The 25,786-nt window shown below is 52.7% G+C and carries 23 protein-coding genes, 1 tRNA gene and 1 riboswitch; of the genes, 8 read left to right on the top strand and 16 right to left on the bottom strand.

The window, feature by feature from the left end; genetic code table 11:
* Positions 1-111: 111 nt before the first annotated feature.
* From EOS98_RS21485 to nudC, 4 genes are read right to left on the bottom strand one after another with little or no spacing between them, the layout of a single operon-like run.
* The gene (locus EOS98_RS21485; protein WP_000940092.1) at positions 112-702 is read right to left on the bottom strand and encodes a YjaG family protein; all 591 of its coding nucleotides are present in this window, start codon (positions 700-702) and stop codon (positions 112-114) included.
* Positions 703-743: 41 nt separating this feature from the next.
* Complete coding sequence (gene nfi / locus EOS98_RS21490; RefSeq protein ID WP_000362363.1) at positions 744-1,415, bottom strand: deoxyribonuclease V; 672 nt, start codon at positions 1,413-1,415, stop codon at positions 744-746.
* 9 nt (positions 1,416-1,424) lie between these two features.
* Entirely contained in the window at positions 1,425-2,489 is a 1,065-nt protein-coding gene (gene hemE / locus EOS98_RS21495; protein ID WP_000137619.1) for a uroporphyrinogen decarboxylase, read from the bottom strand.
* A gap of 40 nt (positions 2,490-2,529) precedes the next feature.
* A complete protein-coding gene (gene nudC / locus EOS98_RS21500) occupies positions 2,530-3,303 on the bottom strand; it encodes an NAD(+) diphosphatase (protein ID WP_000373960.1) in 774 nt (257 codons plus the stop codon).
* A 92-nt stretch (positions 3,304-3,395) separates the two neighbouring features.
* On the opposite strand from nudC, the gene rsd reads away from it, so the two are divergent.
* The 7 genes from rsd (at position 3,396) to thiH (ending at position 9,612) form a co-directional block, all read left to right on the top strand.
* Positions 3,396-3,884, top strand: coding sequence for a sigma D regulator (rsd, locus tag EOS98_RS21505; RefSeq protein WP_000934315.1), 489 nt, complete (start codon positions 3,396-3,398; stop codon positions 3,882-3,884).
* 114 nt (positions 3,885-3,998) lie between these two features.
* A riboswitch (TPP riboswitch) is annotated at positions 3,999-4,162 on the top strand.
* Positions 4,163-4,247: 85 nt separating this feature from the next.
* A complete protein-coding gene (gene thiC, locus EOS98_RS21510) occupies positions 4,248-6,143 on the top strand; it encodes a phosphomethylpyrimidine synthase ThiC (RefSeq protein WP_126524379.1) in 1,896 nt (631 codons plus the stop codon).
* Positions 6,143-6,778, top strand: a complete 636-nt coding sequence (gene thiE / locus EOS98_RS21515; RefSeq protein ID WP_001650856.1) for a thiamine phosphate synthase — start codon at positions 6,143-6,145, stop codon at positions 6,776-6,778. The genes thiC and thiE overlap by 1 nt, the downstream gene beginning before the upstream one ends.
* Positions 6,771-7,529: a thiazole biosynthesis adenylyltransferase ThiF gene (gene thiF / locus EOS98_RS21520; RefSeq protein ID WP_126524380.1), complete on the top strand. Its 759-nt coding sequence runs from the start codon at positions 6,771-6,773 to the stop codon at positions 7,527-7,529. Before thiE ends, thiF begins: the two co-directional genes overlap by 8 nt.
* Positions 7,510-7,710 carry a sulfur carrier protein ThiS gene (thiS, locus tag EOS98_RS21525; protein ID WP_001166839.1) on the top strand — a complete coding sequence of 67 codons (201 nt, stop codon included), beginning with the start codon at positions 7,510-7,512 and terminating at the stop codon, positions 7,708-7,710. Before thiF ends, thiS begins: the two co-directional genes overlap by 20 nt.
* 1 nt (position 7,711) lies before the next feature.
* Positions 7,712-8,482 carry a thiazole synthase gene (gene thiG, locus EOS98_RS21530; protein ID WP_080193793.1) on the top strand — a complete coding sequence of 257 codons (771 nt, stop codon included), beginning with the start codon at positions 7,712-7,714 and terminating at the stop codon, positions 8,480-8,482.
* A complete protein-coding gene (gene thiH / locus EOS98_RS21535) occupies positions 8,479-9,612 on the top strand; it encodes a 2-iminoacetate synthase ThiH (RefSeq protein ID WP_126524381.1) in 1,134 nt (377 codons plus the stop codon). Before thiG ends, thiH begins: the two co-directional genes overlap by 4 nt.
* Positions 9,613-9,832: 220 nt before the next feature.
* Here thiH and EOS98_RS21540 read toward each other — a convergent pair whose 3' ends face one another.
* A complete protein-coding gene (locus EOS98_RS21540) occupies positions 9,833-10,861 on the bottom strand; it encodes a type III secretion system effector arginine glycosyltransferase SseK1 (protein WP_000400592.1) in 1,029 nt (342 codons plus the stop codon).
* Positions 10,862-11,241: 380 nt separating this feature from the next.
* Here EOS98_RS21540 and EOS98_RS21550 point away from each other — a divergent pair, with 380 nt between their 5' ends.
* Positions 11,242-11,586, top strand: coding sequence for a cytoplasmic protein (locus tag EOS98_RS21550; RefSeq protein ID WP_127821205.1), 345 nt, complete (start codon positions 11,242-11,244; stop codon positions 11,584-11,586).
* A 1-nt stretch (position 11,587) separates the two neighbouring features.
* Here EOS98_RS21550 and EOS98_RS21555 read toward each other — a convergent pair whose 3' ends face one another.
* The 11 genes from EOS98_RS21555 to EOS98_RS21605 form a co-directional block, all read right to left on the bottom strand.
* Positions 11,588-11,914, bottom strand: coding sequence for a hypothetical protein (locus EOS98_RS21555; RefSeq protein ID WP_077905253.1), 327 nt, complete (start codon positions 11,912-11,914; stop codon positions 11,588-11,590).
* Positions 11,915-11,955: 41 nt separating this feature from the next.
* Positions 11,956-16,179, bottom strand: a complete 4,224-nt coding sequence (gene rpoC, locus EOS98_RS21560; protein ID WP_000653965.1) for a DNA-directed RNA polymerase subunit beta' — start codon at positions 16,177-16,179, stop codon at positions 11,956-11,958.
* Positions 16,180-16,255: 76 nt separating this feature from the next.
* Complete coding sequence (rpoB, locus tag EOS98_RS21565; RefSeq protein WP_000263105.1) at positions 16,256-20,284, bottom strand: DNA-directed RNA polymerase subunit beta; 4,029 nt, start codon at positions 20,282-20,284, stop codon at positions 16,256-16,258.
* Positions 20,285-20,601: 317 nt separating this feature from the next.
* The gene (rplL, locus tag EOS98_RS21570; protein WP_000028882.1) at positions 20,602-20,967 is read right to left on the bottom strand and encodes a 50S ribosomal protein L7/L12; all 366 of its coding nucleotides are present in this window, start codon (positions 20,965-20,967) and stop codon (positions 20,602-20,604) included.
* A 66-nt stretch (positions 20,968-21,033) separates the two neighbouring features.
* Positions 21,034-21,531, bottom strand: a complete 498-nt coding sequence (gene rplJ, locus EOS98_RS21575; protein WP_001207203.1) for a 50S ribosomal protein L10 — start codon at positions 21,529-21,531, stop codon at positions 21,034-21,036.
* A 419-nt stretch (positions 21,532-21,950) separates the two neighbouring features.
* Positions 21,951-22,655, bottom strand: coding sequence for a 50S ribosomal protein L1 (gene rplA / locus EOS98_RS21580; protein ID WP_001096676.1), 705 nt, complete (start codon positions 22,653-22,655; stop codon positions 21,951-21,953).
* 3 nt (positions 22,656-22,658) lie between these two features.
* The gene (gene rplK, locus EOS98_RS21585) at positions 22,659-23,087 is read right to left on the bottom strand and encodes a 50S ribosomal protein L11 (RefSeq protein WP_001085926.1); all 429 of its coding nucleotides are present in this window, start codon (positions 23,085-23,087) and stop codon (positions 22,659-22,661) included.
* A gap of 157 nt (positions 23,088-23,244) precedes the next feature.
* The gene (nusG, locus tag EOS98_RS21590; protein ID WP_001287521.1) at positions 23,245-23,790 is read right to left on the bottom strand and encodes a transcription termination/antitermination protein NusG; all 546 of its coding nucleotides are present in this window, start codon (positions 23,788-23,790) and stop codon (positions 23,245-23,247) included.
* A gap of 1 nt (position 23,791) precedes the next feature.
* Complete coding sequence (secE, locus tag EOS98_RS21595; RefSeq protein WP_001275691.1) at positions 23,792-24,175, bottom strand: preprotein translocase subunit SecE; 384 nt, start codon at positions 24,173-24,175, stop codon at positions 23,792-23,794.
* Positions 24,176-24,404: 229 nt separating this feature from the next.
* A complete protein-coding gene (gene tuf / locus EOS98_RS21600; RefSeq protein ID WP_000031748.1) occupies positions 24,405-25,589 on the bottom strand; it encodes an elongation factor Tu in 1,185 nt (394 codons plus the stop codon).
* A 115-nt stretch (positions 25,590-25,704) separates the two neighbouring features.
* A tRNA-Thr gene (locus tag EOS98_RS21605) sits at positions 25,705-25,780 on the bottom strand.
* Between the last annotated feature and the right edge of the window lie 6 nt (positions 25,781-25,786).

A 25,786-nucleotide genomic window follows, 5' to 3' on the forward strand; every position in this document is an offset into this window, starting at 1 on the left:
ATACACGCACCGATAGCCACTTTTTTTCGCCTCCCAAATGTAGACCAGACGGGGGGCATAAGGGAAGCCTTATGGCACGACAAATCAGACGTTAAATCACGTTTTCTGGTGTCATTGCTGAAAATTTATACCGATATTGCTCTCACCAGCCTCGCGCAGGTCTGCCCTGAGCCCTTTTATCAGTTCAATATCGCGTTCTTCGCAGTCGGCTAAAAGTCGGAATATTTCCCACTGAATATCCCATTCCTGTTCAACGGCAGGGTTCGTTTTGAGCTCCTCATCGGTCATTTCCCGACCAGCCTGAGTCATTTCCAACATCGCTACCGTAGTAATGGAAGTCTTACTAACCTCAATAGCGTGTTCCAGCGTTTCGCCGCTAAGGCGAGAATGCATTAATTCGCTTAATGCGACGCAGGCATCAATCGCCGGGTAAACGCCGTACAGATCATAGTCGTCAGCTGCCGGAATTGCCTCTTCAAACTTCTCCAGTTGGCTATCGAAATTGACCTTTGCATCTTTCACCGTCAGGGTTTCCCAGATCAGATCCAGAATGCGACGGTAGATCTGTCCGTCGCCGAATTCCGTCTGCTTGCAAAACATGGCGTAGTTCGGGTACATGCGCTCGCACAAGCAGGCCATAAAGGTAACGTGCTGCCAGCTTTCCAGCCGCTCCAGACGCAAATGAATCGGGTTTTGTAACATGATGGAATCTCGAATCGGAAATTAGCGGCAGTTTACCTGAATCAGCGCTGAATTTCTTGCCAACGAACAAACGCCGGACGTCCGGAAGCGACGGCATCCGCCCAGCGCGTCGGCTCCGGCAGGCGATACCCTTTCATACAGCGCTGTACCCACGCCAGCGCGCTGTCAGTACTGACCCGGTGCCCCGTCGCGATAAACAGCGGATTACAGCGCGCCTTGCTGCGCCATACCCACGCCAGTTGCTCGCCTTTATCCATTAAGGGGCTAAGTGCGCCAGGTTCGGTGGAAAGTGGCTCAAATTTACCGCATAGCCGTTTTTTCGCTACGCCGATGGTCGGCACGTCCACCAACAGTCCAAAATGACTGGCGACGCCAAGCCGACGCGGATGCGAAATACCGTGACCGTCCACAAACAGCAAATCGGGCTTTTGCGAGAGCTGTTCCCACGCCGCCAGCAGAGCAGGATATTCACGAAAAGAGAGAAAGCCGGGGATATACGGCATGGTGGTGGCAATACGCGCCACCTTGTACTCGACCAGTTCAAGCGACGGATATTTCAGCAATACCATCGCCGCCCGCGTCACCTCGCCCCCCTGCTCAAAACCGACGTCCGCCCCGCCGATAAACGCTGGCGGATCTTTGTCCAGGCGATCTTCGCGGCAAACCGATGAAGCAAGTTCTATCTGTTGAGCGCGTAGCGACGCGAGATCCATACTAACTCCTTAGTTGTGATACTGCGCAGAAAGTCGGTGCACTGCCTCCACAAATGCGCCAGCATGTTCTGGCGGCACATCCTGATGGATGCCATGTCCAAGGTTAAAGACGTGCCCTTCTCCCTGACCGAAACCAGCAAGTATAGTCGCTACTTCGTCTTCGATCCGTGCCGGCGGCGCATACAGCATCGAGGGGTCCATATTGCCCTGCAGCGCCACTTTATGGCCAACGCGACGGCGCGCATCGGCGATATCTGTCGTCCAGTCGAGACCCAGCGCGTCGCAGCCGGTTTCCGCCATCGCCTCCAGCCACTGACCGCCACCTTTAGTGAACAGCGTTACCGGCACGCGGCGACCGTCGTTTTCACGCAGCAGGCCATCGACGATTTTATGCATGTAGTAGAGGGAGAATTGCTGGTAATCGCGGCCAGTCAGCACGCCGCCCCAGGTATCGAAAATCATCACCGACTGCGCACCCGCTTTAATCTGCGCGTTGAGGTACAGCGTGACGCTTTTCGCCAACTTATCCAGCAGCAGATGCAACGCCTGCGGGTCAGCGTACATCATCTTTTTAATCACCGTGAAGGCTTTGCTACTGCCGCCTTCCACCATGTAAGTCGCCAGCGTCCACGGGCTGCCGGAGAAGCCGATCAGAGGAACCTCGCCTTTTAGTTCGCGGCGAATCGTGCGTACCGCATTCATCACGTAGCCCAGTTCATCCTCCGGATCGGGAATGGGCAGCTTATCGACATCGGCTTTGCAGGTGACAGGAGCCGTAAAGCGCGGGCCTTCCCCGGCTTCAAAATAGAGCCCCAGGCCCATCGCGTCCGGAATCGTCAGGATATCCGAGAAAAGGATCGCCGCATCAAGCGGATAACGGCGCAGCGGCTGTAAAGTGACCTCGCAGGCCAGTTCGGCATTTTTGCACAGCGACATAAAATCGCCCGCCTGAGCGCGAGTGGCTTTGTACTCCGGTAGATAACGGCCCGCCTGGCGCATCATCCACACTGGCGTAACATCAACGGGCTGGCGCAGCAGCGCACGTAGATAACGATCGTTTTTGAGTTCGGTCATTTTTACATTCCTTTAGCGTTGATGCGCCCAGTGTAACATGTCAATCATATTCAGCCCGACACATTGCCACCGTATCTTCGATCAAACGGCGCGCGACGGTGCCCGGCGGCGGCAGTAGCGGCAGATCGTCATAACGGTACCAATTTGCTTCCAACAGCTCTTTCGGGTCGATGACAATCTCGCCGCTGTCATACTCCGCCATGAAAGCAGTCATCAGCGACTGCGGGAAAGGCCACGGCTGGGAAGTCACATAGCGCAGATTTTTCACCTTAATCCCGCTCTCCTCCATCACTTCACGCGCGACCGCCTGTTCTAAGGTTTCGCCGACTTCAACAAACCCGGCCAGCACGGTATGCACGCCGTTGCGGTGGCGAACGTGCCGGGCAAGTAGAATAGAATCCTCACGGCGAATGGCAACAATAATGCAGGGGGCGATTTGCGGGTAGTAACGCTCGCGGCAATGGCTGCACAGCATCGCCCATTCGGTTTTACTCGGGTGCATAGGGTGCCCGCAATAGCCGCAAAATTTATGCGATCGGTAAAACTCCGCCAACTGTACGCCACGTCCCGCCAGTTGGAACAGCCCGGCATCCTGATCGATAACCTGGCGAACCGATCCCATATCATGGCGTCGATGCTGTAACACCAGCCAGACGGGCTCGCCTTGCCATTCACCTATCCGGAGTGCGCGCTGCCCCACAAGATCGAAATTTGCCGCCAGCCCGTGTGGTAATTCCCCATACGGCAACCATAATTTTTGTTCATGGCTGACGATCCACCAGCCACTCTCTAATTTTTCAATTATACGATCCATAGCTATTGCACTACCTTTGCTTCACTGGCATGTTGTTAACATTATTTTTACATTCATGGCGAGCAGCCTTTATCTAACTTGCGGAGACAATCATGCTAAACCAGCTGGAAAACCTGACGGAGCGCGTTGGCGGAAGCAACAAACTGGTCGATCGCTGGCTGGATGTACGTAAGCACCTGCTCGTGGCTTACTACAATCTGGTTGGCATTAAGCCTGGCAAAGAATCGTACATGCGGCTGAATGAAAAAGCGCTGGATGATTTTTGTCAGAGCCTGGTCGATTACCTTTCCGCCGGGCACTTCAGTATTTATGAACGTATTCTCCATAAATTGGAAGGAAACGGTCAGCTTTTACATGCGGCAAAAATCTGGCCGCTGCTGGAAGATAATACGCAGCGCATTATGGATTATTACGACACCAGCCTGGAAACTGCCATCGATCACGATAATTGTCTCGAATTTCAACAAGCTCTGTCAGATATCGGCGAAGCGCTGGAAGCCCGCTTTGTGCTGGAAGACAAGCTGATTATGCTGGTGTTTGACGCGATGCACGACGGCGCCAGAGTCAAACGTCCCGCTTGAGTTCTGCGCGAGTAACAGGTAGTTTACTTCAGCCCCCTCTTCGGAGGGGCGGTTATCTTGTCGGAGTGCTAATTTTCCACAAAAGCGTTCGTGATGCGTCAAGGCGGCAAGTCGGTGAATCTCCAGGAGCTTATATAAGTAAGTGACTGGAGTGAGCGGACGAAGCCAACGAAGAGGCAGCGCGAAGGATGAAGTGGAAAAGGCTGAGACCGTTAATTCGGGATCCGCGGAACCTGATCAGGTTAATACCTGCGAAGGGAACAAGAGTAATTCTGCTTTATGCTGCTGCCTTTACGGGCGGCGCACATCCATTACTCCATCCGTCGTCTGACAAGCCACGTCCTTAATTTTTTGGAATGAGCTATGTCTACAACAACGTTAACCCGCCGCGAGCAGCGCGCTAAAGCCCAGCATTTTATCGATACGCTGGAAGGGACTGCCTTTCCCAACTCGAAACGCATCTACGTGACCGGTTCGCAGCATGATATTCGCGTACCGATGCGTGAAATTCAACTGAGCCCGGCGCTCATCGGCGGCAGTAAAGACAACCCGCAGTTTGAAGAGAACGAAGCCGTGCCGGTGTACGACACCTCCGGCCCCTATGGCGATCCTGAGGTGGCGATTAACGTCCAGCAGGGTCTGGCGAAACTGCGCCAGCCATGGATTGAAGCGCGGGCTGATGTAGAAACGCTTGCTGACCGCAGTTCTGCCTATACCCGCGAACGCTTGACAGATGGAGGGCTTGACGCATTACGCTTTACCGGTCTGTTAACGCCAAAACGCGCCAAAGCCGGACACCGCGTGACGCAACTTCATTATGCCCGCCAGGGGATCGTCACTCCCGAAATGGAGTTCATCGCCATCCGTGAAAATATGGGCCGCGAGCGCATTCGCAGTGAAGTGCTGCGCCACCAGCATCCGGGGATGAGCTTTAGCGCGCGCCTGCCGGAAAACATTACGCCGGAATTCGTGCGTGATGAAGTCGCCGCGGGCCGCGCGATTATTCCCGCCAACATCAACCACCCGGAATCGGAGCCGATGATTATCGGCCGCAACTTCCTGGTCAAAGTGAATGCCAACATCGGCAACTCGGCGGTCACCTCCTCCATCGAAGAAGAGGTGGAAAAACTGGTCTGGTCGACCCGCTGGGGCGCGGATACGGTGATGGACCTCTCCACCGGCCGCTATATTCATGAAACCCGCGAGTGGATCCTGCGTAACAGCCCGGTACCGATCGGCACCGTCCCGATCTACCAGGCGCTGGAGAAGGTCAACGGGATCGCCGAAGATCTTACCTGGGAAGCGTTCCGCGACACGCTGCTGGAGCAGGCAGAACAGGGCGTCGACTACTTCACCATTCACGCGGGCGTGCTGCTGCGTTACGTGCCGATGACCGCCAAACGCCTGACCGGGATTGTCTCGCGCGGCGGTTCGATCATGGCGAAGTGGTGCCTCTCGCATCACAAAGAGAACTTCCTGTTCGAACATTTCCGCGAGATCTGCGAAATCTGCGCCGCCTACGACGTTTCCCTGTCGTTGGGCGACGGCCTGCGCCCCGGCTCCATTCAGGACGCCAACGACGAAGCGCAGTTCTCCGAGCTGCATACGCTGGGCGAGCTGACCAAAATCGCCTGGGAATACGACGTGCAGGTGATGATTGAAGGCCCGGGTCATGTACCCATGCATATGATTCAGCGCAACATGACCGAAGAGCTGGAGAGCTGCCACGAAGCGCCGTTCTACACTTTGGGGCCGTTGACCACCGACATCGCGCCGGGCTATGACCACTTCACCTCCGGCATTGGCGCCGCGATGATCGGCTGGTTTGGCTGCGCGATGCTGTGTTACGTGACGCCGAAAGAACACCTCGGCCTGCCGAACAAAGAAGATGTGAAGCAGGGGCTGATCACCTACAAGATAGCCGCCCACGCAGCGGATTTAGCCAAAGGCCATCCGGGCGCGCAGATCCGCGATAACGCCATGTCGAAAGCGCGCTTCGAATTCCGCTGGGAAGATCAGTTTAACCTCGCGCTCGACCCGTTCACCGCCCGCGCTTATCACGATGAAACCCTGCCGCAGGAATCCGGCAAGGTCGCCCACTTCTGTTCCATGTGCGGGCCGAAGTTCTGCTCGATGAAAATCAGCCAGGAGGTCCGCGACTACGCCGCCGCACAAACCATTGAAGTCGGCATGGCGGATATGTCGGAAAACTTCCGCGCCAAAGGCGGCGAAATTTATCTCAAACGGGAGGAAGCCTGATGTATCAGCCTGATTTCCCGACCGTGCCGTTCCGCCTCGGGCTTTACCCGGTGGTGGACAGCGTTGCATGGATTGAGCGCCTGCTGGAGGCAGGCGTGCGCACGATCCAGTTGCGTATCAAAGATAAACGCGATGAAGAGGTGGAAGCCGACGTTATCGCCGCCATCGCACTGGGGCGTCGTTATGACGCCCGCCTGTTTATCAACGATTACTGGCGTCTGGCAATTAAGCACCGCGCTTACGGCGTGCATCTCGGCCAGGAAGACCTTGAAACCACCGACCTGAAAGCGATTCAGGCGGCGGGCTTACGCCTGGGCGTATCGACCCACGATGATATGGAGATAGACGTCGCGCTGGCCGCTAAGCCTTCTTATATCGCGCTGGGTCATGTCTTCCCCACGCAAACCAAGCAGATGCCTTCCGCCCCGCAGGGGCTGGCGCAGCTGGCCAGTCATATTGAACGTCTGGCGGATTACCCGACCGTCGCGATCGGCGGCATCAGCCTTGAACGCGCTCCGGCGGTGCTGGCGACCGGCGTCGGCAGCGTGGCTGTGGTTAGCGCCATTACCCAAGCGGCAGACTGGCGTGAAGCCACCGCACAACTGCTGGCAATCGCGGGAGTCGGCGATGAATGACCGTGACTTTATGCGCTACAGCCGGCAAATCCTGCTCGGCGATATCGCCATTGAAGGCCAGCAAAAGCTGCTCGCGAGTCATGTACTGATCGTAGGTTTAGGCGGGTTAGGTTCACCCGCCGCGCTGTATCTGGCGGGAGCAGGCATCGGCAAACTGACGCTGGTAGACGATGACGACATTCATCTGAGCAATTTGCAGCGCCAGATTCTGTTCACCACCGACGATATCGCGCGTTCAAAATCTCAGGTTGCCCAGCAGCGCCTGACACAGCTCAACCCGGATATCGAACTGGTATCACTCCAGCAGCGACTAAAAGGCGAGGCACTGCGGCATGCGGTAGCTCGCGCCGATGTGGTTCTCGACTGTACCGATAACATGGCCACGCGCCAGGAAATTAACGCCGCCTGCGTGGCGCTCAACACTCCGTTAATTTCCGCCAGCGCCGTCGGCTTTGGCGGCCAACTAATGGTCCTCACGCCACCGTGGGAACAAGGCTGTTACCGCTGCCTGTGGCCGGACGATGTCGAGCCTGAACGCAACTGCCGTACCGCCGGTATCGTCGGACCGGTTGTTGGCGTAATGGGTACTTTGCAGGCGCTGGAGGCGATTAAATTACTCAGCGGTATTGAGACGCCCAGCGGAGAGCTACGCCTGTTTGACGGCAAAACCAGCCAGTGGCGCAGCCTCGCGCTGCGTCGCGCCAGCGGCTGTCCGGTATGCGGAGGGCGACATGCAAATTCAATTCAATGACGAGCCGATGCAGTGCGCCGAAGGGCAAACCGTCAGCGGGCTGCTCGCTACGCTTAATCAGCTTAAACCGGGCGCGGCTCTGGCGCTCAATCAGCAGATCCTGCCGCGCGAGCAGTGGCAGCAGCAAATCGTGCAGGAAGGCGACCAGATCCTGCTTTTTCACGTTATAGCAGGAGGTTGAGATGTTACGTATTGCCGACAAAGCGTTTAATTCACATCTGTTCACCGGCACCGGGAAGTTTGCCTCATCGCAACTGATGGTCGAGGCAATTCGCGCTTCCGGCAGCCAGTTGGTGACGCTGGCGATGAAGCGCGTGGATTTACGTCAGCACAACGACGCTATCCTGGCGCCGCTGATTGAAGCGGGCGTCACGCTGCTGCCCAATACCTCCGGGGCGAAAACCGCCGAAGAGGCAATCTTCGCCGCCCAACTGGCGCGCGAAGCGCTGGGAACCCACTGGCTGAAATTAGAAATCCATCCGGACGCCCGCTGGCTGCTGCCGGATCCGATCGAAACGCTAAAAGCCGCCGAGGCGCTGGTGAAGCAGGGTTTTGTAGTGCTGCCCTACTGCGGCGCGGATCCGGTGTTGTGCAAGCGGCTGGAAGAGGTCGGCTGCGCGGCGGTGATGCCGCTTGGCGCGCCTATCGGTTCGAATCAAGGGCTGGAAACCAAAGCGATGCTGGAGATTATTATCCAGCAGTCCACCGTACCGGTGGTGGTTGATGCGGGCATTGGCGTGCCCAGCCACGCCGCTCAAGCGCTGGAAATGGGCGCTGATGCGGTGCTGGTTAACACCGCTATTGCCGTGGCGGACGATCCGGTGATGATGGCAACCGCTTTCCGTCTGGCGGTGGAAGCCGGATTACTGGCGCGTCAGGCGGTGCCGGGTAATCGTAGCACCTACGCCAGCGCCACCAGCCCGCTCACCGGATTTCTGGAGGCCCTGGCATGAAAACTTTCAGCGACCGTTGGCGGCAACTGGAGTGGGACGATATTCGCCTGCGCATCAACGGTAAAACTGCCGCCGACGTGGAGCGCGCACTGAACGCCGCGCATCTTAGCCGGGACGATTTGATGGCGTTGCTCTCCCCCGCCGCCGCCGATTATCTGGAACCGATGGCGCAGCGGGCACAAAGGCTGACCCGACAACGCTTTGGCAACACCGTCAGTTTCTACGTGCCGCTTTATCTCTCAAACCTCTGTGCCAACGACTGCACCTACTGCGGCTTCTCAATGAGCAACCGCATCAAGCGTAAGACGCTGGATGATGTGGATATTCAAAGGGAGTGCGATGCTATCCGTGAGTTGGGTTTTGAGCATCTGCTGTTAGTCACCGGCGAACATCAGGCCAAAGTCGGCATGGACTATTTTCGCCGACATTTACCGGCCATTCGTCGCCAGTTTTCCTCGCTGCATATGGAAGTGCAGCCGCTGGCGACCGAGGAGTATGCCGAGCTGAAGACGCTGGGGCTGGATGGCGTGATGGTGTATCAGGAGACCTATCACGAACCGGTATACGCTCAGCACCATTTACGGGGCAAAAAGCAAGACTTCTTCTGGCGGCTGGAGACGCCAGACAGACTGGGACGCGCGGGGATCGATAAAATTGGTTTAGGCGCGCTAATCGGGCTTTCCGACAGCTGGCGGGTTGATTGCTATATGGTGGCGGAACATCTGTTGTGGATGCAAAAACAGTACTGGCAAAGCCGCTACTCTATCTCTTTCCCGCGCCTGCGTCCGTGTACTGGCGGTGTGGAACCCACATCTGTGATGGATGAAAAGCAACTGGTGCAAACGATTTGCGCTTTCCGGTTATTGGCACCGGAAATTGAATTATCACTCTCCACCCGCGAATCGCCGTGGTTTCGCGATAACGTGATCCCGCTGGCGATCAACAACGTCAGCGCCTTCTCGAAAACGCAGCCCGGTGGGTATGCGGATAATCATCCGGAACTTGAGCAGTTTTCTCCCCACGATGCCCGTCGGCCTGAAACCGTAGCAAGCGCGTTAAGCGCGCAAGGGTTACAGCCCGTGTGGAAAGACTGGGACAGTTGGCTGGGGCGCGCTTCGCAAATGCGGTGAACCCGTATGTAAACGCATTAATATTTCACGAACGAGTACGTAATGCGAAAAACGGGAGATTGTTATCGACCTCCCGTTTTTTTATGTCCGTTCTGAACAGCACTGCGATTTTAAAGTTGGCTGTAGTAGAGAAAACTGAGCATCAAATATTTTTTCGCCGAAACTTGATAGTTTATGCCAATATTTTATGTATTCAATAGCATGATTATTGCCATTTCCACTACTGCACATGCCTCGCCCATGAACTTTGCGTAAACTGACTGGTATTCATTATAATGTTATCATGCTTAAACTCAATAAAATCGCAAAAAGAATTATAATCTTCATTTAAAGAATAATTAAAATGTTTTCTAATTCCATTACATACACCATCGGAATAGGGATCAGCATCAAATTTAGTATGCATTATTTCCAATCCAGCAAGTAAAGCCGGGTGGTTATTGCGATCAACAGCTATTATCCCGTTCTCCATAGAAGCACGGCCATCTATCCTTTCTACATGAACAGCGATTCCATCCGGAATATATATACCCCCCAGTTTTTCCGTGATAATCATATCAGCATCGAGATATATACACCCACTATTTGTTGATAAATCATAACACCCAACCTTATCCGCCTCCAAAAATAACTGACCAGCCTTTAACATAGCCATATTCCTGTAAAAATCAAACCATCCATAGCCTTTATCCAGTAAGTAAGATTTAATTAATGAATCATTACCCTCTTGAATATCACTCAATTCTTTTTTTAATAGCTGCAGTAAATGATAATCCCTTTTTTCTTCTGGCATGGACTCTTGCTTAGAAATATTTTCCATATAAATTTCTGATAATTTTTTATCGTACATGCTAAAGTCAATATCATTTCTATATATGACTTTTATGTTTTCATAGTCATACTCAAGTTTTGAAAAAGCATCCTTTTGTCCTGGAAAAAAATCACCATCTACAAAAATACCTATAAGACGTTCTTTTTCAATTGTTGCTGCTTTAATGATATTGTTAAGGTAGGGGTTTTTCTCTGTGTTAATTATAGGTATATCATTTTTCCCAAAGCGAGCAGGATTCCGCTCAAACCACTGGAAAAGAAGAGGGGTTTTCTCATCTAAAAAGCACAAGGGATAATCTTTTCCATTAAAACTTGTAAACTGAATGTCCCTGTCGGTAACAGTTTTAACCAATTCATTTTTTGAAAGCGCGGGAACATATCTATTTAATGGTGGGATCATAACAATTAAATGCTCCATGCTTACTTCATTACATATTTTACATGATGATTATTAGCACATGTTTTTTAGCGTTGCAATCGCTGTCAGCTAAAAGATGCTAAATTAAGCATTAACCGGTGGATACATAAATACCCTACTAGTGAGCAATTAAATAAATAGCTTGTTAACTTTATTTTTATTCCAGAAATGACATCATATTTATAATTCCTGTAATAAGGTAAAACAAAGACCTTAATGGAATTAAATGCTTCATTTAATGATTTAAAATTTCCCGCGTAAACAACCAATAAAACAGGTTTATCATTTAATGTATTAACAGCAGGTATTTTATAATGGCGAGCCAATAGACTTTAATAACTTAGATTTATGGGATAAATTTAAAGTCACATTTGGATTTAATGTTACAAAAAAAAAGAAACCCAATGGTAAAAAAATTCAATTTTGAGTATTGTGGATTCTCTACTTTTATTACGCTGGTTGATGGCGTTGACGGGATTTTAGCAAAGTGGTTCTCAAACAAACATAATGTAATTGTCCCAACGCCTTATACATTCGGTCAGGACCCCATTCCTGGCGTCAATCTTTATCGTAATACAAAAGCAAAATTTGTTATGGCTAACGGCGGTAATAGTCTTCCCTGTGCGATGGCAAAATATAACGCAAAAACTGGACAATTTATTCATATAACCAGTGATAGTGAGTTTTCACCAATAATACGAGAAACAAGAGTCATAAAAAAATAATTCATTTATTCATTAAATTTATAATTACAGATAAAATCAAGAGCCAGCATGGCATTGAAAAATAAAATACGGATTTTTTATCCGCGCTGATTTTGACTCGAAGAAGAATAACGGTGGCGACAATAATAATAAGACAATAAATAAATATAAGTAATGATTTATGGTGAAGTATATATAACGATAGAAACAATAAAAAAGCGGACAGAACGTTTGAAATGGTTATCTTTTTTGTAAATACCAAAAGACTAAACATTAAATAGATTAATGAAATAATCGCTGGCATTTTCTTTCCTTGTAGGCAAGCGACCCGGAATTCGGCATCCAGCATGAAGCTGGTGGAGGGACAAATACCCCTCCACCATTTAACGATTACTCGTTATCAGAACCGCCCAGACCTGCGTTCAGCAGTTCTGCCAGGCTGGCAGATGCATCTTCCGCAGTGACCTGCGGTGTTGCTGGCTGCTCGCCCGCGGCGCGACGGCGCATACGATCCTGGTGGTACGCGTAACCGGTACCGGCCGGAATCAGACGACCCACGATAACGTTCTCTTTCAGGCCGCGCAGCTCGTCGCGTTTACCCGCAACGGCTGCTTCGGTCAGGACACGCGTGGTCTCCTGGAACGATGCGGCAGAGATGAACGATTCGGTTGCCAGAGACGCTTTGGTGATACCCAGCAGATCGCGGGAGAAGGTAGCCCCCACTTTGCCGTTCGCTTCCAGCTCGCGGTTAGCGATCTTGACGCGAGAGTATTCAACCTGTTCGCCTTCCAGGAAGTCGGAACTACCGGCGCTTTCGATGGTCGCTTTACGCAGCATCTGACGAACGATAACTTCGATGTGTTTATCGTTAATCTTAACGCCCTGCAGACGGTATACATCCTGAACTTCGTTAACAATGTAACGCGTCACAGCATGAACGCCACGCAGACGCAGAATGTCGTGCGGCGCTTCCGGACCATCGGAAATCACATCACCACGTTCTACACGTTCACCTTCGAACACGTTGAGCTGACGCCATTTCGGAATCATCTCTTCGTACGGGTCACTACCATCAACCGGCGTAATCACCAGACGACGTTTGCCTTTGGTTTCTTTACCGAAGGAAACGATACCTGCGATTTCAGCAAGGATTGCCGGTTCTTTCGGACGACGCGCTTCGAACAGATCCGCAACGCGCGGCAGACCACCGGTAATATCCTTGGTACCGCCGGATTCCTGCGGAATACGCGCCAGGGTGTCACCAGAACTAATCTGTACGCCATCTTCCAGCTGTACAATCGCTTTACCCGGCAGGAAGTACTGCGCAGGCATATCGGTACCCGGGATCAGAACGTCATTACCCTGAGCATCAACGATTTTCAGCGCCGGACGCAGATCTTTACCACCGGTAGTACGTTCAGCCGAATCCAGAACCACCAGCGAAGACAAACCGGTCAGTTCGTCGGTCTGACGCGTAATGGTCTGACCGTCGATCATGTCAGTGAAGCGGATGAAACCACTCACTTCAGTGATAACCGGCATGGTGTGCGGGTCCCAGTTTGCCACGGTTTCGCCGCCGGCAACCTGCTCGCCATCACCTTTCGCCATGACAGCGCCATAAGGCACTTTATAGCTCTCTTTGGTACGACCGAATTCGTCGATCAGCTTCAGTTCGGTGTTACGGGAAGTGATAACCAGTTTACCGCTGGAGTTCACAACCGACTTCACGTTGCTGAGCTTGATGCTACCTTTGTTCTTAACCTGGATGCTGGATTCAGCAGCCGCACGCGATGCCGCACCACCGATGTGGAACGTACGCATCGTCAGCTGTGTACCCGGTTCACCGATGGACTGTGCCGCGATAACGCCGATAGCTTCACCTTTGTTGATGATGTGGCCACGCGCCAGGTCACGACCATAGCAGTGCGCACATACACCAAAGTCGGTGTCGCAGGATACAACGGAACGCACTTTAACGGCGTCAACGGAGTTTGCTTCCAGCAGGTCACACCACTGTTCGTGCAGCAGCGTGTTGCGTGGAACCAGAATGTCCGCGGTACCCGGTTTCAGCACATCTTCTGCTGTCACACGGCCCAGAACGCGGTCACGCAGCGGCTCTTTCACGTCGCCACCCTCGATAACCGGGGTCATCAGGATACCTTCGTGCGTACCACAGTCATCTTCGGTCACCACCAGATCCTGCGCGACGTCAACCAGACGACGGGTCAGATAACCGGAGTTCGCGGTTTTCAGTGCGGTATCCGCCAAACCTTTACGCGCACCGTGGGTGGAGATGAAGTACTGGAGTACGTTCAGACCTTCACGGAAGTTCGCGGTGATTGGCGTTTCGATGATGGAGCCATCCGGCTTCGCCATCAGACCACGCATACCAGCAAGCTGACGAATCTGTGCCGCAGAACCACGCGCACCGGAGTCGGCCATCATGTAGATGCTGTTGAAGGAAACCTGCTGCTCTTCCTGGCCGTCACGGTTAATCACGGTTTCGGTTTGCAGGTTATCCATCATCGCTTTAGATACACGATCGTTCGCCGCAGCCCAGATATCGATAACTTTGTTATAGCGTTCGCCAGCGGTTACCAGACCAGACTGGAACTGCTCCTGGATCTCAGCAACTTCAGCTTCCGCCTCAGAGATGATCTCGTGTTTTTTCTCCGGGATGACCATGTCATCAATACCAACGGACGCACCTGAACGCGCTGCATAAGCAAAGCCGGTGTACATCGTCTGGTCCGCAAAAATAACGGTCGGTTTCAGGCCCAGAATACGGTAGCAAGTGTTCAGCATTTTGGAGATCGCTTTCTTGCCCAGCGCCTGGTTGACGATGGAGAAAGGCAGACCTTTCGGTACGATCATCCACAGAATGGCGCGACCAACGGTCGTGTCTTTCAGGCTGGTGTGCGCAACGAATTCGCCGTTTTCATCTTTTTCATATTCAGTGATACGCACTTTAACGCGCGCATGCAGAGAGGCCAGACCTGCGCGATAGATACGCTCAGCTTCTTTCGGGCCAGTCAGCACCATGCCTTCGCCTTTGGCGTTAACACAGTCACGGGTCATGTAGTACAGACCCAATACCACGTCCTGAGACGGAACGATGATAGGTTCGCCGTTCGCCGGAGACAGGATGTTGTTGGTAGACATCATCAGCGCACGCGCTTCGAGCTGGGCTTCCAGCGTCAGCGGTACGTGAACAGCCATCTGGTCACCATCGAAGTCGGCGTTATATGCCGCACAAACCAGCGGGTGCAGCTGGATAGCTTTACCTTCGATCAGAACCGGTTCAAAGGCCTGGATACCCAGACGGTGCAGTGTTGGTGCACGGTTCAGCAGTACCGGGTGTTCGCGGATAACTTCGTCCAGGATATCCCAAACGACAGCTTCTTCGCGCTCAACCATTTTCTTCGCGGCTTTGATGGTGGTGGCAAGGCCACGCAACTCCAGCTTGCCGTAGATGAACGGTTTGAACAGCTCCAGCGCCATTTTCTTCGGCAGACCGCACTGGTGCAGACGCAGGTATGGACCTACGGTGATTACAGAACGACCGGAGTAGTCAACACGCTTACCGAGCAGGTTCTGACGGAAACGACCTTGTTTACCTTTGATCATGTCGGCCAAAGATTTCAGAGGACGCTTGTTAGAACCGGTGATCGCACGACCGCGACGACCGTTATCCAGCAGGGCGTCAACCGCTTCCTGCAGCATACGTTTTTCGTTACGTACGATGATGTCCGGCGCAGCCAGATCCAGCAGACGCTTCAGACGGTTGTTACGGTTAATGACGCGACGATACAGATCGTTCAGGTCAGAAGTCGCGAAACGACCACCATCCAGCGGAACCAGCGGACGCAGATCTGGCGGCAGAACCGGCAGAACGGTCAGGATCATCCACTCTGGCTTGTTGCCAGACTGTACGAAGGCTTCCAGCAGTTTGATACGCTTGGTCAGCTTCTTACGCTTGGTTTCGGAGTTGGTTTCGTTCAGCTCTTCGCGCAGAGTTTCACACTCTTGCTCCAGATCCATGCTCTTCAGCAGGGCCTGGATAGCTTCCGCACCCATCTTCGCGTCGAATTCGTCACCGAACTCTTCCAGCGCGTCCAGATACTGCTCTTCAGTCAGGATCTGTTGACGTTCCAGGTTGGTCATACCGCCTTCGATAACCACATAAGATTCGAAGTACAGTACGCGTTCGATATCGCGCAGCGGCATATCGAGCAGCAGACCGATACGGGACGGCAGCGATTTCAGGAACCAGATGTGAGCAGTCGGGGACGCTAGCTCGATGTGGCCCATACGCTCACGGCGTACTTTGGTCTGGGTCACTTCAACGCCGCACTTCTCACAAATAACACCACGATGTTTCAGGCGCTTGTACTTACCGCACAGGCACTCGTAGTCTTTTACCGGCCCAAAGATACGGGCGCAGAAAAGGCCGTCACGCTCAGGTTTGAACGTACGGTAGTTGATGGTTTCCGGCTTTTTAACTTCACCGAAAGACCATGAACGGATCATGTCTGGCGAAGCCAGAGCAATTTTGATCGCATCAAACTCTTCGGTTTTAGTCTGCGCTTTCAGAAACTTTAATAAATCTTTCACGGATTTGCTCCCGTCGGAGTTAGCACAATCTGGTGTCGGGTTTTACCCCGACACCAGTGACCTGTTTGAGCGAGAATTACTCGTCTTCCAGTTCGATGTTGATGCCCAGCGAGCGGATCTCTTTCAACAGAACGTTGAAGGATTCCGGCATACCCGGTTCCATCTGATGGTTGCCGTCCACGATGTTCTTATACATCTTGGTACGACCGTTCACGTCATCAGACTTAACGGTGAGCATTTCCTGCAGGGTGTAGGCGGCGCCGTAAGCTTCCAGCGCCCACACTTCCATCTCCCCGAAGCGCTGACCACCGAACTGCGCCTTACCACCCAGCGGCTGCTGAGTAACCAGGCTGTAAGAACCGGTAGAACGCGCATGCATCTTGTCATCAACCAGGTGGTTCAGTTTCAGCATGTACATGTAACCGACGGTTACCGGACGTTCGAACTGTTCACCCGTACGGCCATCGAACAGGGTGATCTGACCGGAGGTCGGCAGGTCGCCCAGTTTCAGCAGCTCTTTGATTTCCGCTTCTTTCGCACCGTCAAACACTGGTGTGGCAATCGGCATACCTTTACGCAGGTTTTCTGCCAGACGCAGCACTTCATCATCGCTGAAGGTGCTCAGGTCGACTTTCTGACGAACGTCGGCGCCCAGATCGTAGGCACGCTGGATGAATTCGCGCAGTTTCGCGACTTCCTGCTGCTGTTTCAGCATGGCGTTAATCTTGTCGCCAATACCTTTCGCAGCCATACCCAGGTGGGTTTCCAGAATCTGACCGATGTTCATACGAGACGGTACGCCCAGCGGGTTCAGTACGATGTCGACCGGCGTGCCGTTTTCATCGTAAGGCATGTCTTCGATCGGGTTGATCTTAGAGATAACACCCTTGTTACCGTGACGACCTGCCATCTTATCACCCGGCTGGATACGGCGTTTAACGGCCAGATAGACCTTCACGATCTTCAGCACGCCCGGCGCCAGATCGTCGCCCTGGGTGATTTTACGGCGCTTCGCTTCAAGTTTTTTCTCGAACTCGTGTTTCAGTTCGTCATACTGCTCAGCCAGTTGTTCCAGCTGATTTTGTTTCTCTTCGTCGGTCAGACCGAGTTCCAGCCAGCGGTCGCGCGGCAGTTTGTCGAGCTTCTCAGCTTCAACGCCGCCGGACACCAGTACCGCACGGATACGGCTAAACAGGCCCGCTTCGAGGATCTGCAGTTCTTCAGACAGGTCTTTTTTCGCCTGCTTGAGCTGCATCTCTTCGATTTCCAGAGCACGTTTGTCTTTTTCTACGCCATCGCGAGTAAAGACCTGAACGTCGATAACCGTACCGGAGACACCGTTAGGTACGCGCAGAGAAGAGTCTTTAACGTCAGACGCTTTCTCACCGAAGATCGCACGCAGCAGTTTCTCTTCCGGCGTCAGCTGGGTTTCACCTTTCGGCGTCACCTTACCGACCAGAATGTCGCCGCCGGTGACTTCCGCGCCGATGTAAACGATACCGGATTCATCCAGTTTGGAGAGCGCAGCTTCACCCACGTTCGGGATGTCAGCGGTGATCTCTTCCGGCCCCAGCTTGGTGTCACGGGACACGCACGCCAGTTCCTGAATGTGGATGGTGGTGAAACGGTCTTCCTGGACAACACGCTCGGAAACGAGGATGGAGTCTTCGAAGTTGTAGCCGTTCCACGGCATGAACGCCACGCGCATGTTCTGACCGAGCGCCAGTTCACCGAGGTCGGTGGACGGACCGTCTGCCAGCACGTCGCCGCGTTCAACCGGCTCGCCCAGAGACACACATGGCATCTGGTTGATACAGGTGTTCTGGTTAGAGCGGGTGTATTTGGTCAGGTTATAGATGTCGATACCCGCTTCGCCCGGGTACATCTCGTCTTCGTTAACTTTGATAACGATACGGGACGCATCCACGTACTGAACAGTACCGCCACGTTTAGCTACTGCAGTAACACCGGAGTCGACGGCGACAGCACGTTCCATACCGGTACCCACCAGCGGCTTGTCAGCGCGCAGAGTCGGAACCGCCTGACGTTGCATGTTCGCACCCATCAATGCACGGTTGGCGTCATCGTGTTCCAGGAACGGGATCAGGGACGCACCGACGGAGACCACCTGCTGGGTGGAAACGTCCATGTAGTCAACCTGGTCACGGCTGAACAAGCTGGATTCGCCTTTGCTACGGCAGGTCACCAGATCTTCTACAAAGTGGCCTTCGTCATCCAGGTTGGAGTTCGCCTGAGCGATAACGTAGTTGCCTTCTTCGATAGCAGACAGGTAATGAATTTCGTCAGTGACCACGCCATCAACCACACGACGGTACGGCGTCTCAAGGAAGCCATATTCGTTAGTCTGTGCGTACACGGACAGGGAGTTGATCAGACCGATGTTCGGACCTTCCGGCGTTTCGATAGGACATACGCGACCGTAGTGCGTCGGGTGTACGTCTCGAACTTCGAAGCCTGCGCGTTCGCGGGTCAGACCGCCTGGGCCGAGTGCGGAGATACGACGTTTGTGCGTAATCTCAGACAGCGGGTTGTTCTGGTCCATAAACTGAGACAGCTGGCTGGAACCAAAGAACTCTTTCACTGCGGCGGAAATCGGCTTGGCGTTGATCATATCCTGAGGCATCAGGGTATCCAGATCGCCCAGAGACAGACGCTCTTTCACCGCACGCTCTACACGCACCAGGCCAACGCGGAACTGGTTTTCCGCCATTTCGCCGACGGAACGGATACGACGGTTGCCGAGGTGGTCGATATCATCCACTTCGCCTTTACCGTTACGGATATCGATGAGCTTCTTCATGACATCAATGATGTCGTCTTTGCTCAGGATACCGGAACCTTCGATTTCGTCGCGCAGCAGAGAACGGTTGAACTTCATACGACCCACCGCAGACAGGTCATAGCGGTCTTCGGAGAAGAACAGGTTCTCGAACAGGCTTTCAGCCGCTTCACGAGTCGGCGGCTCACCAGGGCGCATCATGCGGTAGATTTCTACCAGCGCGCTCAGACGATCGTTAGTTGGGTCGACGCGTACCGTTTCAGAAATGTACGGGCCGTGGTCCAGATCGTTGGTAAACAGCGTTTCGATACGTTTGTGGCCGGACTGGCTCAGCTTAGCCAGCAGATCCAGGCTCAGCTCCATGTTCGCCGCGCAGATCAGCTCGCCAGTGGATTCGTCAACGTAGTCTTTAGAGACGACTTTACCTGCGATGTACTCAACCGGAACTTCGATATGCTTGATATCGTCTTTTTCCAGCTGACGGATGTGACGCGCGGTAATGCGACGGCCTTTTTCAACGTACACTTTGCCGTTAGCTTCGATATCGAACGACGCGGTTTCGCCGCGCAGACGTTCTGGAATCAGCTCCATCTGCAGCTTGTTGTCGCGAATTTCGAAGACGACTTTCTCAAAGAACAGGTCAAGGATCTGCTCAGTGGTGTAGTTCAGCGCACGCAGGATGATGGTCGCAGGCAGTTTACGGCGACGGTCGATACGCACGAACAGGTTGTCCTTCGGATCGAATTCGAAGTCCAGCCAGGAACCACGGTAAGGAATGATGCGCGCGTTATACAGCACTTTACCCGAAGAGTGGGTTTTACCTTTGTCGGAGTCAAAGAAGACGCCCGGACTACGGTGCAGCTGAGAAACAATAACACGCTCAGTACCGTTGATAACAAAGGTACCGTTGTCGGTCATGAGCGGAATTTCGCCCATGTAGACTTCTTGTTCTTTAATGTCTTTAACGGTGCCTTCCGGCGCTTCGCGCTCGTAGATCACCAGACGCAGTTTTACGCGCAGCGGTGCGGAATAGGTCACGCCACGGATCTGACATTCCTGAACGTCAAACACCGGTTCGCCAAGGCGGTAGCTGACGTACTGCAGCTCGGAATTACCGCTGTAGCTCTGAATCGGGAACACGGAACGGAAGGCTGCTTCCAGGCCGTACTGCCCTTCAGGATCTTGCTCGATAAACTTCTGAAACGAGTCAAGCTGGATAGAAAGGAGATAAGGTACATCCAGAACTTGTGGACGTTTACCAAAATCCTTACGAATACGTTTTTTCTCGGTATAGGAGTAAACCATAGGGTTCCTCAGCTCGCTGACAAGTCGACCCATCTGTCCTGCGGGGGACAGTTTGTGCAACACTATTTTGTTGACCGGAAAATGGATACTTTCCGCAATGCCTGTTGCTATCACGCTTAAACCATTTCATTGCGATTTACACAGAACGTACGCTCTGTCGCAGTATATTAAGTCGTCGATAGAAACAAGCATTGAAAGGCACAGCAGTAGTCAAACAGTGTGAAACGCTACTGGCGCCTTACAGCGCAAAAAGGCTGGTGACTAAAAAGTCACCAGCCATCAGCCTGATTTCTCAGGCTGCAACCGGAAGGGTTGGCTTATTTAACTTCAACTTCAGCGCCAGCTTCTTCCAGAGATTTTTTCAGTGCTTCAGCGTCATCTTTGCTCACGCCTTCTTTCAGAGCGGCCGGAGCAGATTCTACCAGGTCTTTAGCTTCTTTCAGACCCAGGCCAGTTGCGCCACGTACTGCTTTGATAACAGCAACTTTGTTAGCGCCAGCAGCTTTCAGAATTACGTCGAATTCAGTTTTTTCTTCAGCAGCTTCAGCCGGGCCAGCAGCTACAGCTACAGCAGCAGCAGCGGAAACACCGAATTTTTCTTCCATTGCAGAAATCAGTTCTACAACGTCCATTACGGACATAGCGGATACTGCTTCAATGATTTGATCTTTAGTGATAGACATTTAAATTGTTCCTGAATATCAGAATAAGTTTATACGTAAGCAAATGCTTGATAAAGACAACTGCGATTACGCAGCTTCTTTTGCATCGCGTACAGCAGCCAGTGTGCGAACCAGTTTGCCAGCCGAAGCTTCTTTCATGGTTGCCATCAGGCGTGCAATTGCTTCTTCGTAGGTCGGCAGAGTTGCCAGGCGGTCGATCTGAGACGCCGGGATCAGCTCACCTTCAAAGGCTGCAGCTTTGACCTCAAATTTTGCATTCGCTTTCGCGAACTCTTTGAACAGACGAGCAGCAGCGCCCGGGTGTTCCATAGAGTATGCAATCAGGGTCGGACCAACAAACGTGTCTTTCAGGCACTCGAACTGAGTACCTTCAACGACGCGGCGCAGCAGGGTGTTACGAACAACACGCATGTATACGCCAGCTTCACGACCTGCTTTACGCAGTTCAGTCATTTTATCTACAGTTACGCCACGGGAATCCGCAACTACTGCAGACAGCGCGCCTTTGGCTACTTCGCTGACTTCAGCAACAATCGCTTGTTTGTCTTGAAGATTTAAAGCCATTAGCTTTGCTCCTGGATGTTTGCCGGAACTCATGTTCCGGAACTCACTTCACTCATCTCAACGAGAAGAGCGTCTTAATACGGTGAGCAGAAACAAGCCAGAGTATAAAAAATAATCTTAGCGTTCTGTCACCGTCTACGCAGGGGATTAAGCCTCTTGCGAGACGCCTGCGGTCTTCGACGGAGGCCTGGATAGGCCAGGCTCCAACGAACAAATTCTTTCTATGACTTCGTCCTTTGAACCGCAGCTGTGTTAGCTGCGCTCGTTCACACCAGTCACATAGTTAACTATGCTCCTGGCGATTCACTCACTTGCTGCCTTGCTGCAATTCAAATGACTCGCATAGTGCTCTGTTATATTTCAACAGAATCGTGGGGGTAAGATTGTAGACAAAATCACCGCCCACGTAAAGACTAATCTTAGTTCGCAGATGCGCTCAGACCAGCCTGATCAACGGCAACGCCAGCACCCATGGTGGTGGAGATGCTAACTTTCTTGATGTACACACCTTTCGCCTGGCTCGGTTTTGCTTTTTTCAGCGCAACCAGCAGAGCTTCCAGGTTTTCTTTCAGTTTGTCAGCGTCAAAGTCCACTTTACCGATGGTGGTGTGGATGATGCCGTTTTTGTCGTTACGGTAACGGACCTGACCTGCTTTAGCGTTCTTAACCGCTTCAGCAACGTTCGGCGTTACGGTACCGACTTTCGGGTTTGGCATCAGGCCGCGCGGACCCAGAACCTGGCCCAGCTGGCCAACAACGCGCATTGCATCCGGGGATGCGATAACAACGTCGAAGTTCATTTCGCCTTTCTTGATCTGGTCAGCCAGATCTTCCATACCTACCAGCTCAGCGCCGGCAGCTTTAGCTGCTTCAGCGTTCGGGCCCTGGGTAAATACGGCAACGCGAACAGAACGGCCAGTACCGTGCGGCAGTACAGTCGCGCCACGAACGTTCTGGTCAGATTTACGAGCATCGATGCCGAGGTTAACGGCAACGTCAACGCTTTCGTTGAATTTAGCAGTGGCCAGCTCTTTCAGCAGGGCAATAGCTTCGTTGATGTCGTACTGTTTGGTCGCATCAACTTTTTCACGGATCACGCGCATACGCTTGGTCAGTTTAGCCATTTCTTAGTCCTCCACTACCAGGCCCATGGAACGTGCAGTACCTTCGATGGAGCGAGTCATCGCTTCAATGTCGGCACCGGTCATGTCGGCAGCTTTGGTCTGCGCGATTTCCTGCAGCTGAGCGCGGGAAATTTTACCTACTTTGTCTTTGTTCGGCTTGCCGGAACCAGACTTGATACCAGCCGCTTTTTTCAGCAGAACAGCTGCCGGAGGCGTTTTGGTAACGAAGGTGAAAGAACGGTCAGCGTAAACGGTAATAACAACCGGAATCGGCAGACCTTTTTCGATGGAATCCGTTTTTGCGTTGAACGCTTTGCAGAATTCCATGATGTTCACACCTTGCTGACCCAGTGCTGGACCAACCGGCGGACTCGGGTTCGCCATACCAGCTGCAACCTGCAGCTTGACGTAGGCTTGTACTTTCTTAGCCATTCTAAATTCCTCGAATTGGGTAGTATCGCTTCAAAGAAGCTCCCCGTGATAAATATCGCTTTATGGGCATAAGGCCCATAAAAACAAAAGGCGCGAAATTGTATGTCAATTTCGCGCCCTATGCAACGATTAGATCGCTGCTTTTTTGATCGCAGCCTTACGCTTTCTCAACCTGGCTGAAGTCCAGCTCTACCGGGGTCGCACGACCGAAGATAGAAACAGACACTTTCAGGCGAGACTTCTCATAATCGACTTCTTCGACAACGCCGTTAAAGTCTGCGAACGGACCGTCGTTAACACGAACCATTTCACCCGGTTCAAACAGAGTTTTCGGCCGCGGCTTATCGCCAACCTGCTGCAGGCGGTTCATGATCGCATCGACTTCTTTGTCGCTGATCGGCGCCGGACGGTCAGAGGTACCGCCGATAAAGCCCATCACACGCGGCACGCTACGCACCAGGTGCCAGCTTGCGTCGTTCATGACCATCTGGACCAGAACGTAACCCGGGAAGAATTTGCGTTCGCTTTTGCGACGCTGGCCGCCACGGATCTCAACGACTTCTTCAGTCGGCACCATGACTTCGCCAAACAGCTCTTCCATATTGTGTAATTTGATATGCTCGCGCAGCGATGTGGCTACGCGGCCTTCAAAACCGGAAAACGCCTGAACGACGTACCAGCGCTTTTTAGGTGCTTCAGACATCTCAGAACCTCAGGCCAGTGATAAAGGATACCAGGCGAACCAGAATACCATCCAGTCCCCACAGGATCAGTGACATAACTGCGGTAACCGCAGCGACGATCAGCGTGGTGTGCAGCGTTTCCTGGCGAGTCGGCCAAATGACCTTACGGACTTCGGTTCTCGCTTCACGGGCAAAAGCAACGGTTGCTTTACCTTTTGTCGTCAACAGCGCGACACCACCCGCTGCAGCAATCAGAATTACTACGGCCAGCGCACGCAGCGGCAGCATCATGTCGCGATAGAGGTAGTTGCCGACGATTGCGACGATCAGCAATATGGCAACAACTATCCACTTCATCGCTTCCAGGCCGCGCCCGCTCCCTTGAGCTTCGGTATTCGCACTCATAAACCAACCTGTCAGAAGTATTCTACAAACATTTTCACCCCGCAATCGCGAGGCAATCCAAATCGAAACGCTTATTCGCCTTTCGGATTATACGCTCTCTACAGAGCCTGTCTCAGCAATGATTATGACAAATAAAATCACTGATGAGCCAGGTTCTGGTGTGAAAGCGTGCAAAAAGGGCATCAAATGATGCCCTTTTATTGCGCATTGCGTCAAATGTTATCAGCGATTAGCCGAGAACTTTAGCAACAACGCCCGCGCCAACGGTACGGCCGCCTTCACGGATTGCGAAACGCAGACCGTCGTCCATCGCGATCGGGTGGATCAGGGTAACAACCATTTTGATGTTGTCGCCCGGCATTACCATCTCTACGCCTTCCGGCAATTCGATGGTGCCAGTCACGTCAGTAGTACGGAAGTAGAACTGCGGACGGTAGCCTTTGAAGAACGGAGTATGACGGCCGCCTTCATCTTTGGACAGAATGTACACTTCAGATTCGAACTTGGTGTGCGGCTTGATGGTGCCCGGCTTAGCCAGTACCTGACCACGTTCGATTTCTTCACGTTTGATACCACGCAGCAGAACACCTACGTTCTCACCGGCACGGCCTTCGTCCAGCAGTTTGCGGAACATTTCAACGCCAGTACAGGTAGACTTCTGAGTCTCTTTGATACCAACGATTTCAACTTCTTCGCCCACTTTGATGATACCGCGCTCTACACGACCGGTAACAACGGTACCACGACCGGAGATGGAGAATACGTCTTCGATCGGCAGCAGGAACGGCTTGTCAATCGCACGCTCTGGTTCCGGAATGTAAGAATCCAGGAAGCCAGCCAGTTCGATGATTTTCGCTTCCCACTCTGCGTCGCCTTCCAGCGCTTTCAGAGCAGAACCACGAACGATCGGCGTGTCGTCGCCCGGGAAGTCGTACTGAGACAGAAGTTCACGAACTTCCATTTCAACCAGTTCCAGCAGCTCTTCGTCATCAACCATGTCGCATTTGTTCAGGAACACGATGATGTACGGAACGCCTACCTGACGACCCAGCAGGATGTGCTCACGGGTCTGCGGCATCGGGCCGTCAGTCGCAGCAACAACCAGGATCGCGCCGTCCATCTGAGCAGCACCGGTGATCATGTTTTTAACATAGTCGGCGTGCCCCGGGCAGTCTACGTGTGCGTAGTGGCGGGTCGGGGTATCGTATTCAACGTGAGAAGTGTTGATGGTGATACCACGCGCTTTTTCTTCCGGCGCGTTATCGATCTGGTCGAATGCGCGAGCGGCACCGCCGTAGGTTTTAGCCAGTACGGTAGTAATGGCAGCGGTCAGCGTTGTTTTACCATGGTCAACGTGGCCGATAGTACCGACGTTAACGTGCGGTTTTGTACGTTCAAACTTTTCTTTAGACATCGATTGTCCCTCTAAGACACGGATAAATCGGTGATATCACCACATCAACCAGGCAACACGCCCGACTTGTTGAATGCTAATAAACAGAAGAGAAAAACAGGAAGGAGAAAAGAAGTGGTGCTGATAGGCAGATTCGAACTGCCGACCTCACCCTTACCAAGGGTGCGCTCTACCAACTGAGCTATATCAGCACATCT

The organism is Salmonella sp. SSDFZ69 (assembly GCF_004010755.1).
Classification (GTDB): domain Bacteria; phylum Pseudomonadota; class Gammaproteobacteria; order Enterobacterales; family Enterobacteriaceae; genus Salmonella; species Salmonella enterica.

Bases quoted from the DNA above. Each gene is read 5' to 3' on its own strand.
- hemE (WP_000137619.1), bottom strand. From the start codon at position 2,489: ATGACCGAACTCAAAAACGATCGTTATCTACGTGCGCTGCTGCGCCAG.
- EOS98_RS21550 (WP_127821205.1), top strand. From the start codon at position 11,242: ATGTTACAAAAAAAAAGAAACCCAATGGTAAAAAAATTCAATTTTGAG.
- thiG (WP_080193793.1), top strand. From the start codon at position 7,712: ATGTTACGTATTGCCGACAAAGCGTTTAATTCACATCTGTTCACCGGC.
- rplA (WP_001096676.1), bottom strand. From the start codon at position 22,655: ATGGCTAAACTGACCAAGCGTATGCGCGTGATCCGTGAAAAAGTTGAT.
- thiS (WP_001166839.1), top strand. From the start codon at position 7,510: ATGCAAATTCAATTCAATGACGAGCCGATGCAGTGCGCCGAAGGGCAA.
- rplK (WP_001085926.1), bottom strand. From the start codon at position 23,087: ATGGCTAAGAAAGTACAAGCCTACGTCAAGCTGCAGGTTGCAGCTGGT.
- nudC (WP_000373960.1), bottom strand. From the start codon at position 3,303: ATGGATCGTATAATTGAAAAATTAGAGAGTGGCTGGTGGATCGTCAGC.
- EOS98_RS21540 (WP_000400592.1), bottom strand. From the start codon at position 10,861: ATGGAGCATTTAATTGTTATGATCCCACCATTAAATAGATATGTTCCC.
- thiH (WP_126524381.1), top strand. From the start codon at position 8,479: ATGAAAACTTTCAGCGACCGTTGGCGGCAACTGGAGTGGGACGATATT.
- rpoB (WP_000263105.1), bottom strand. From the start codon at position 20,284: ATGGTTTACTCCTATACCGAGAAAAAACGTATTCGTAAGGATTTTGGT.
- secE (WP_001275691.1), bottom strand. From the start codon at position 24,175: ATGAGTGCGAATACCGAAGCTCAAGGGAGCGGGCGCGGCCTGGAAGCG.
- tuf (WP_000031748.1), bottom strand. From the start codon at position 25,589: ATGTCTAAAGAAAAGTTTGAACGTACAAAACCGCACGTTAACGTCGGT.
- thiE (WP_001650856.1), top strand. From the start codon at position 6,143: ATGTATCAGCCTGATTTCCCGACCGTGCCGTTCCGCCTCGGGCTTTAC.
- rplL (WP_000028882.1), bottom strand. From the start codon at position 20,967: ATGTCTATCACTAAAGATCAAATCATTGAAGCAGTATCCGCTATGTCC.
- nfi (WP_000362363.1), bottom strand. From the start codon at position 1,415: ATGGATCTCGCGTCGCTACGCGCTCAACAGATAGAACTTGCTTCATCG.
- thiF (WP_126524380.1), top strand. From the start codon at position 6,771: ATGAATGACCGTGACTTTATGCGCTACAGCCGGCAAATCCTGCTCGGC.
- EOS98_RS21485 (WP_000940092.1), bottom strand. From the start codon at position 702: ATGTTACAAAACCCGATTCATTTGCGTCTGGAGCGGCTGGAAAGCTGG.
- rplJ (WP_001207203.1), bottom strand. From the start codon at position 21,531: ATGGCTTTAAATCTTCAAGACAAACAAGCGATTGTTGCTGAAGTCAGC.
- rsd (WP_000934315.1), top strand. From the start codon at position 3,396: ATGCTAAACCAGCTGGAAAACCTGACGGAGCGCGTTGGCGGAAGCAAC.
- thiC (WP_126524379.1), top strand. From the start codon at position 4,248: ATGTCTACAACAACGTTAACCCGCCGCGAGCAGCGCGCTAAAGCCCAG.
- nusG (WP_001287521.1), bottom strand. From the start codon at position 23,790: ATGTCTGAAGCACCTAAAAAGCGCTGGTACGTCGTTCAGGCGTTTTCC.
- EOS98_RS21555 (WP_077905253.1), bottom strand. From the start codon at position 11,914: ATGCTGGATGCCGAATTCCGGGTCGCTTGCCTACAAGGAAAGAAAATG.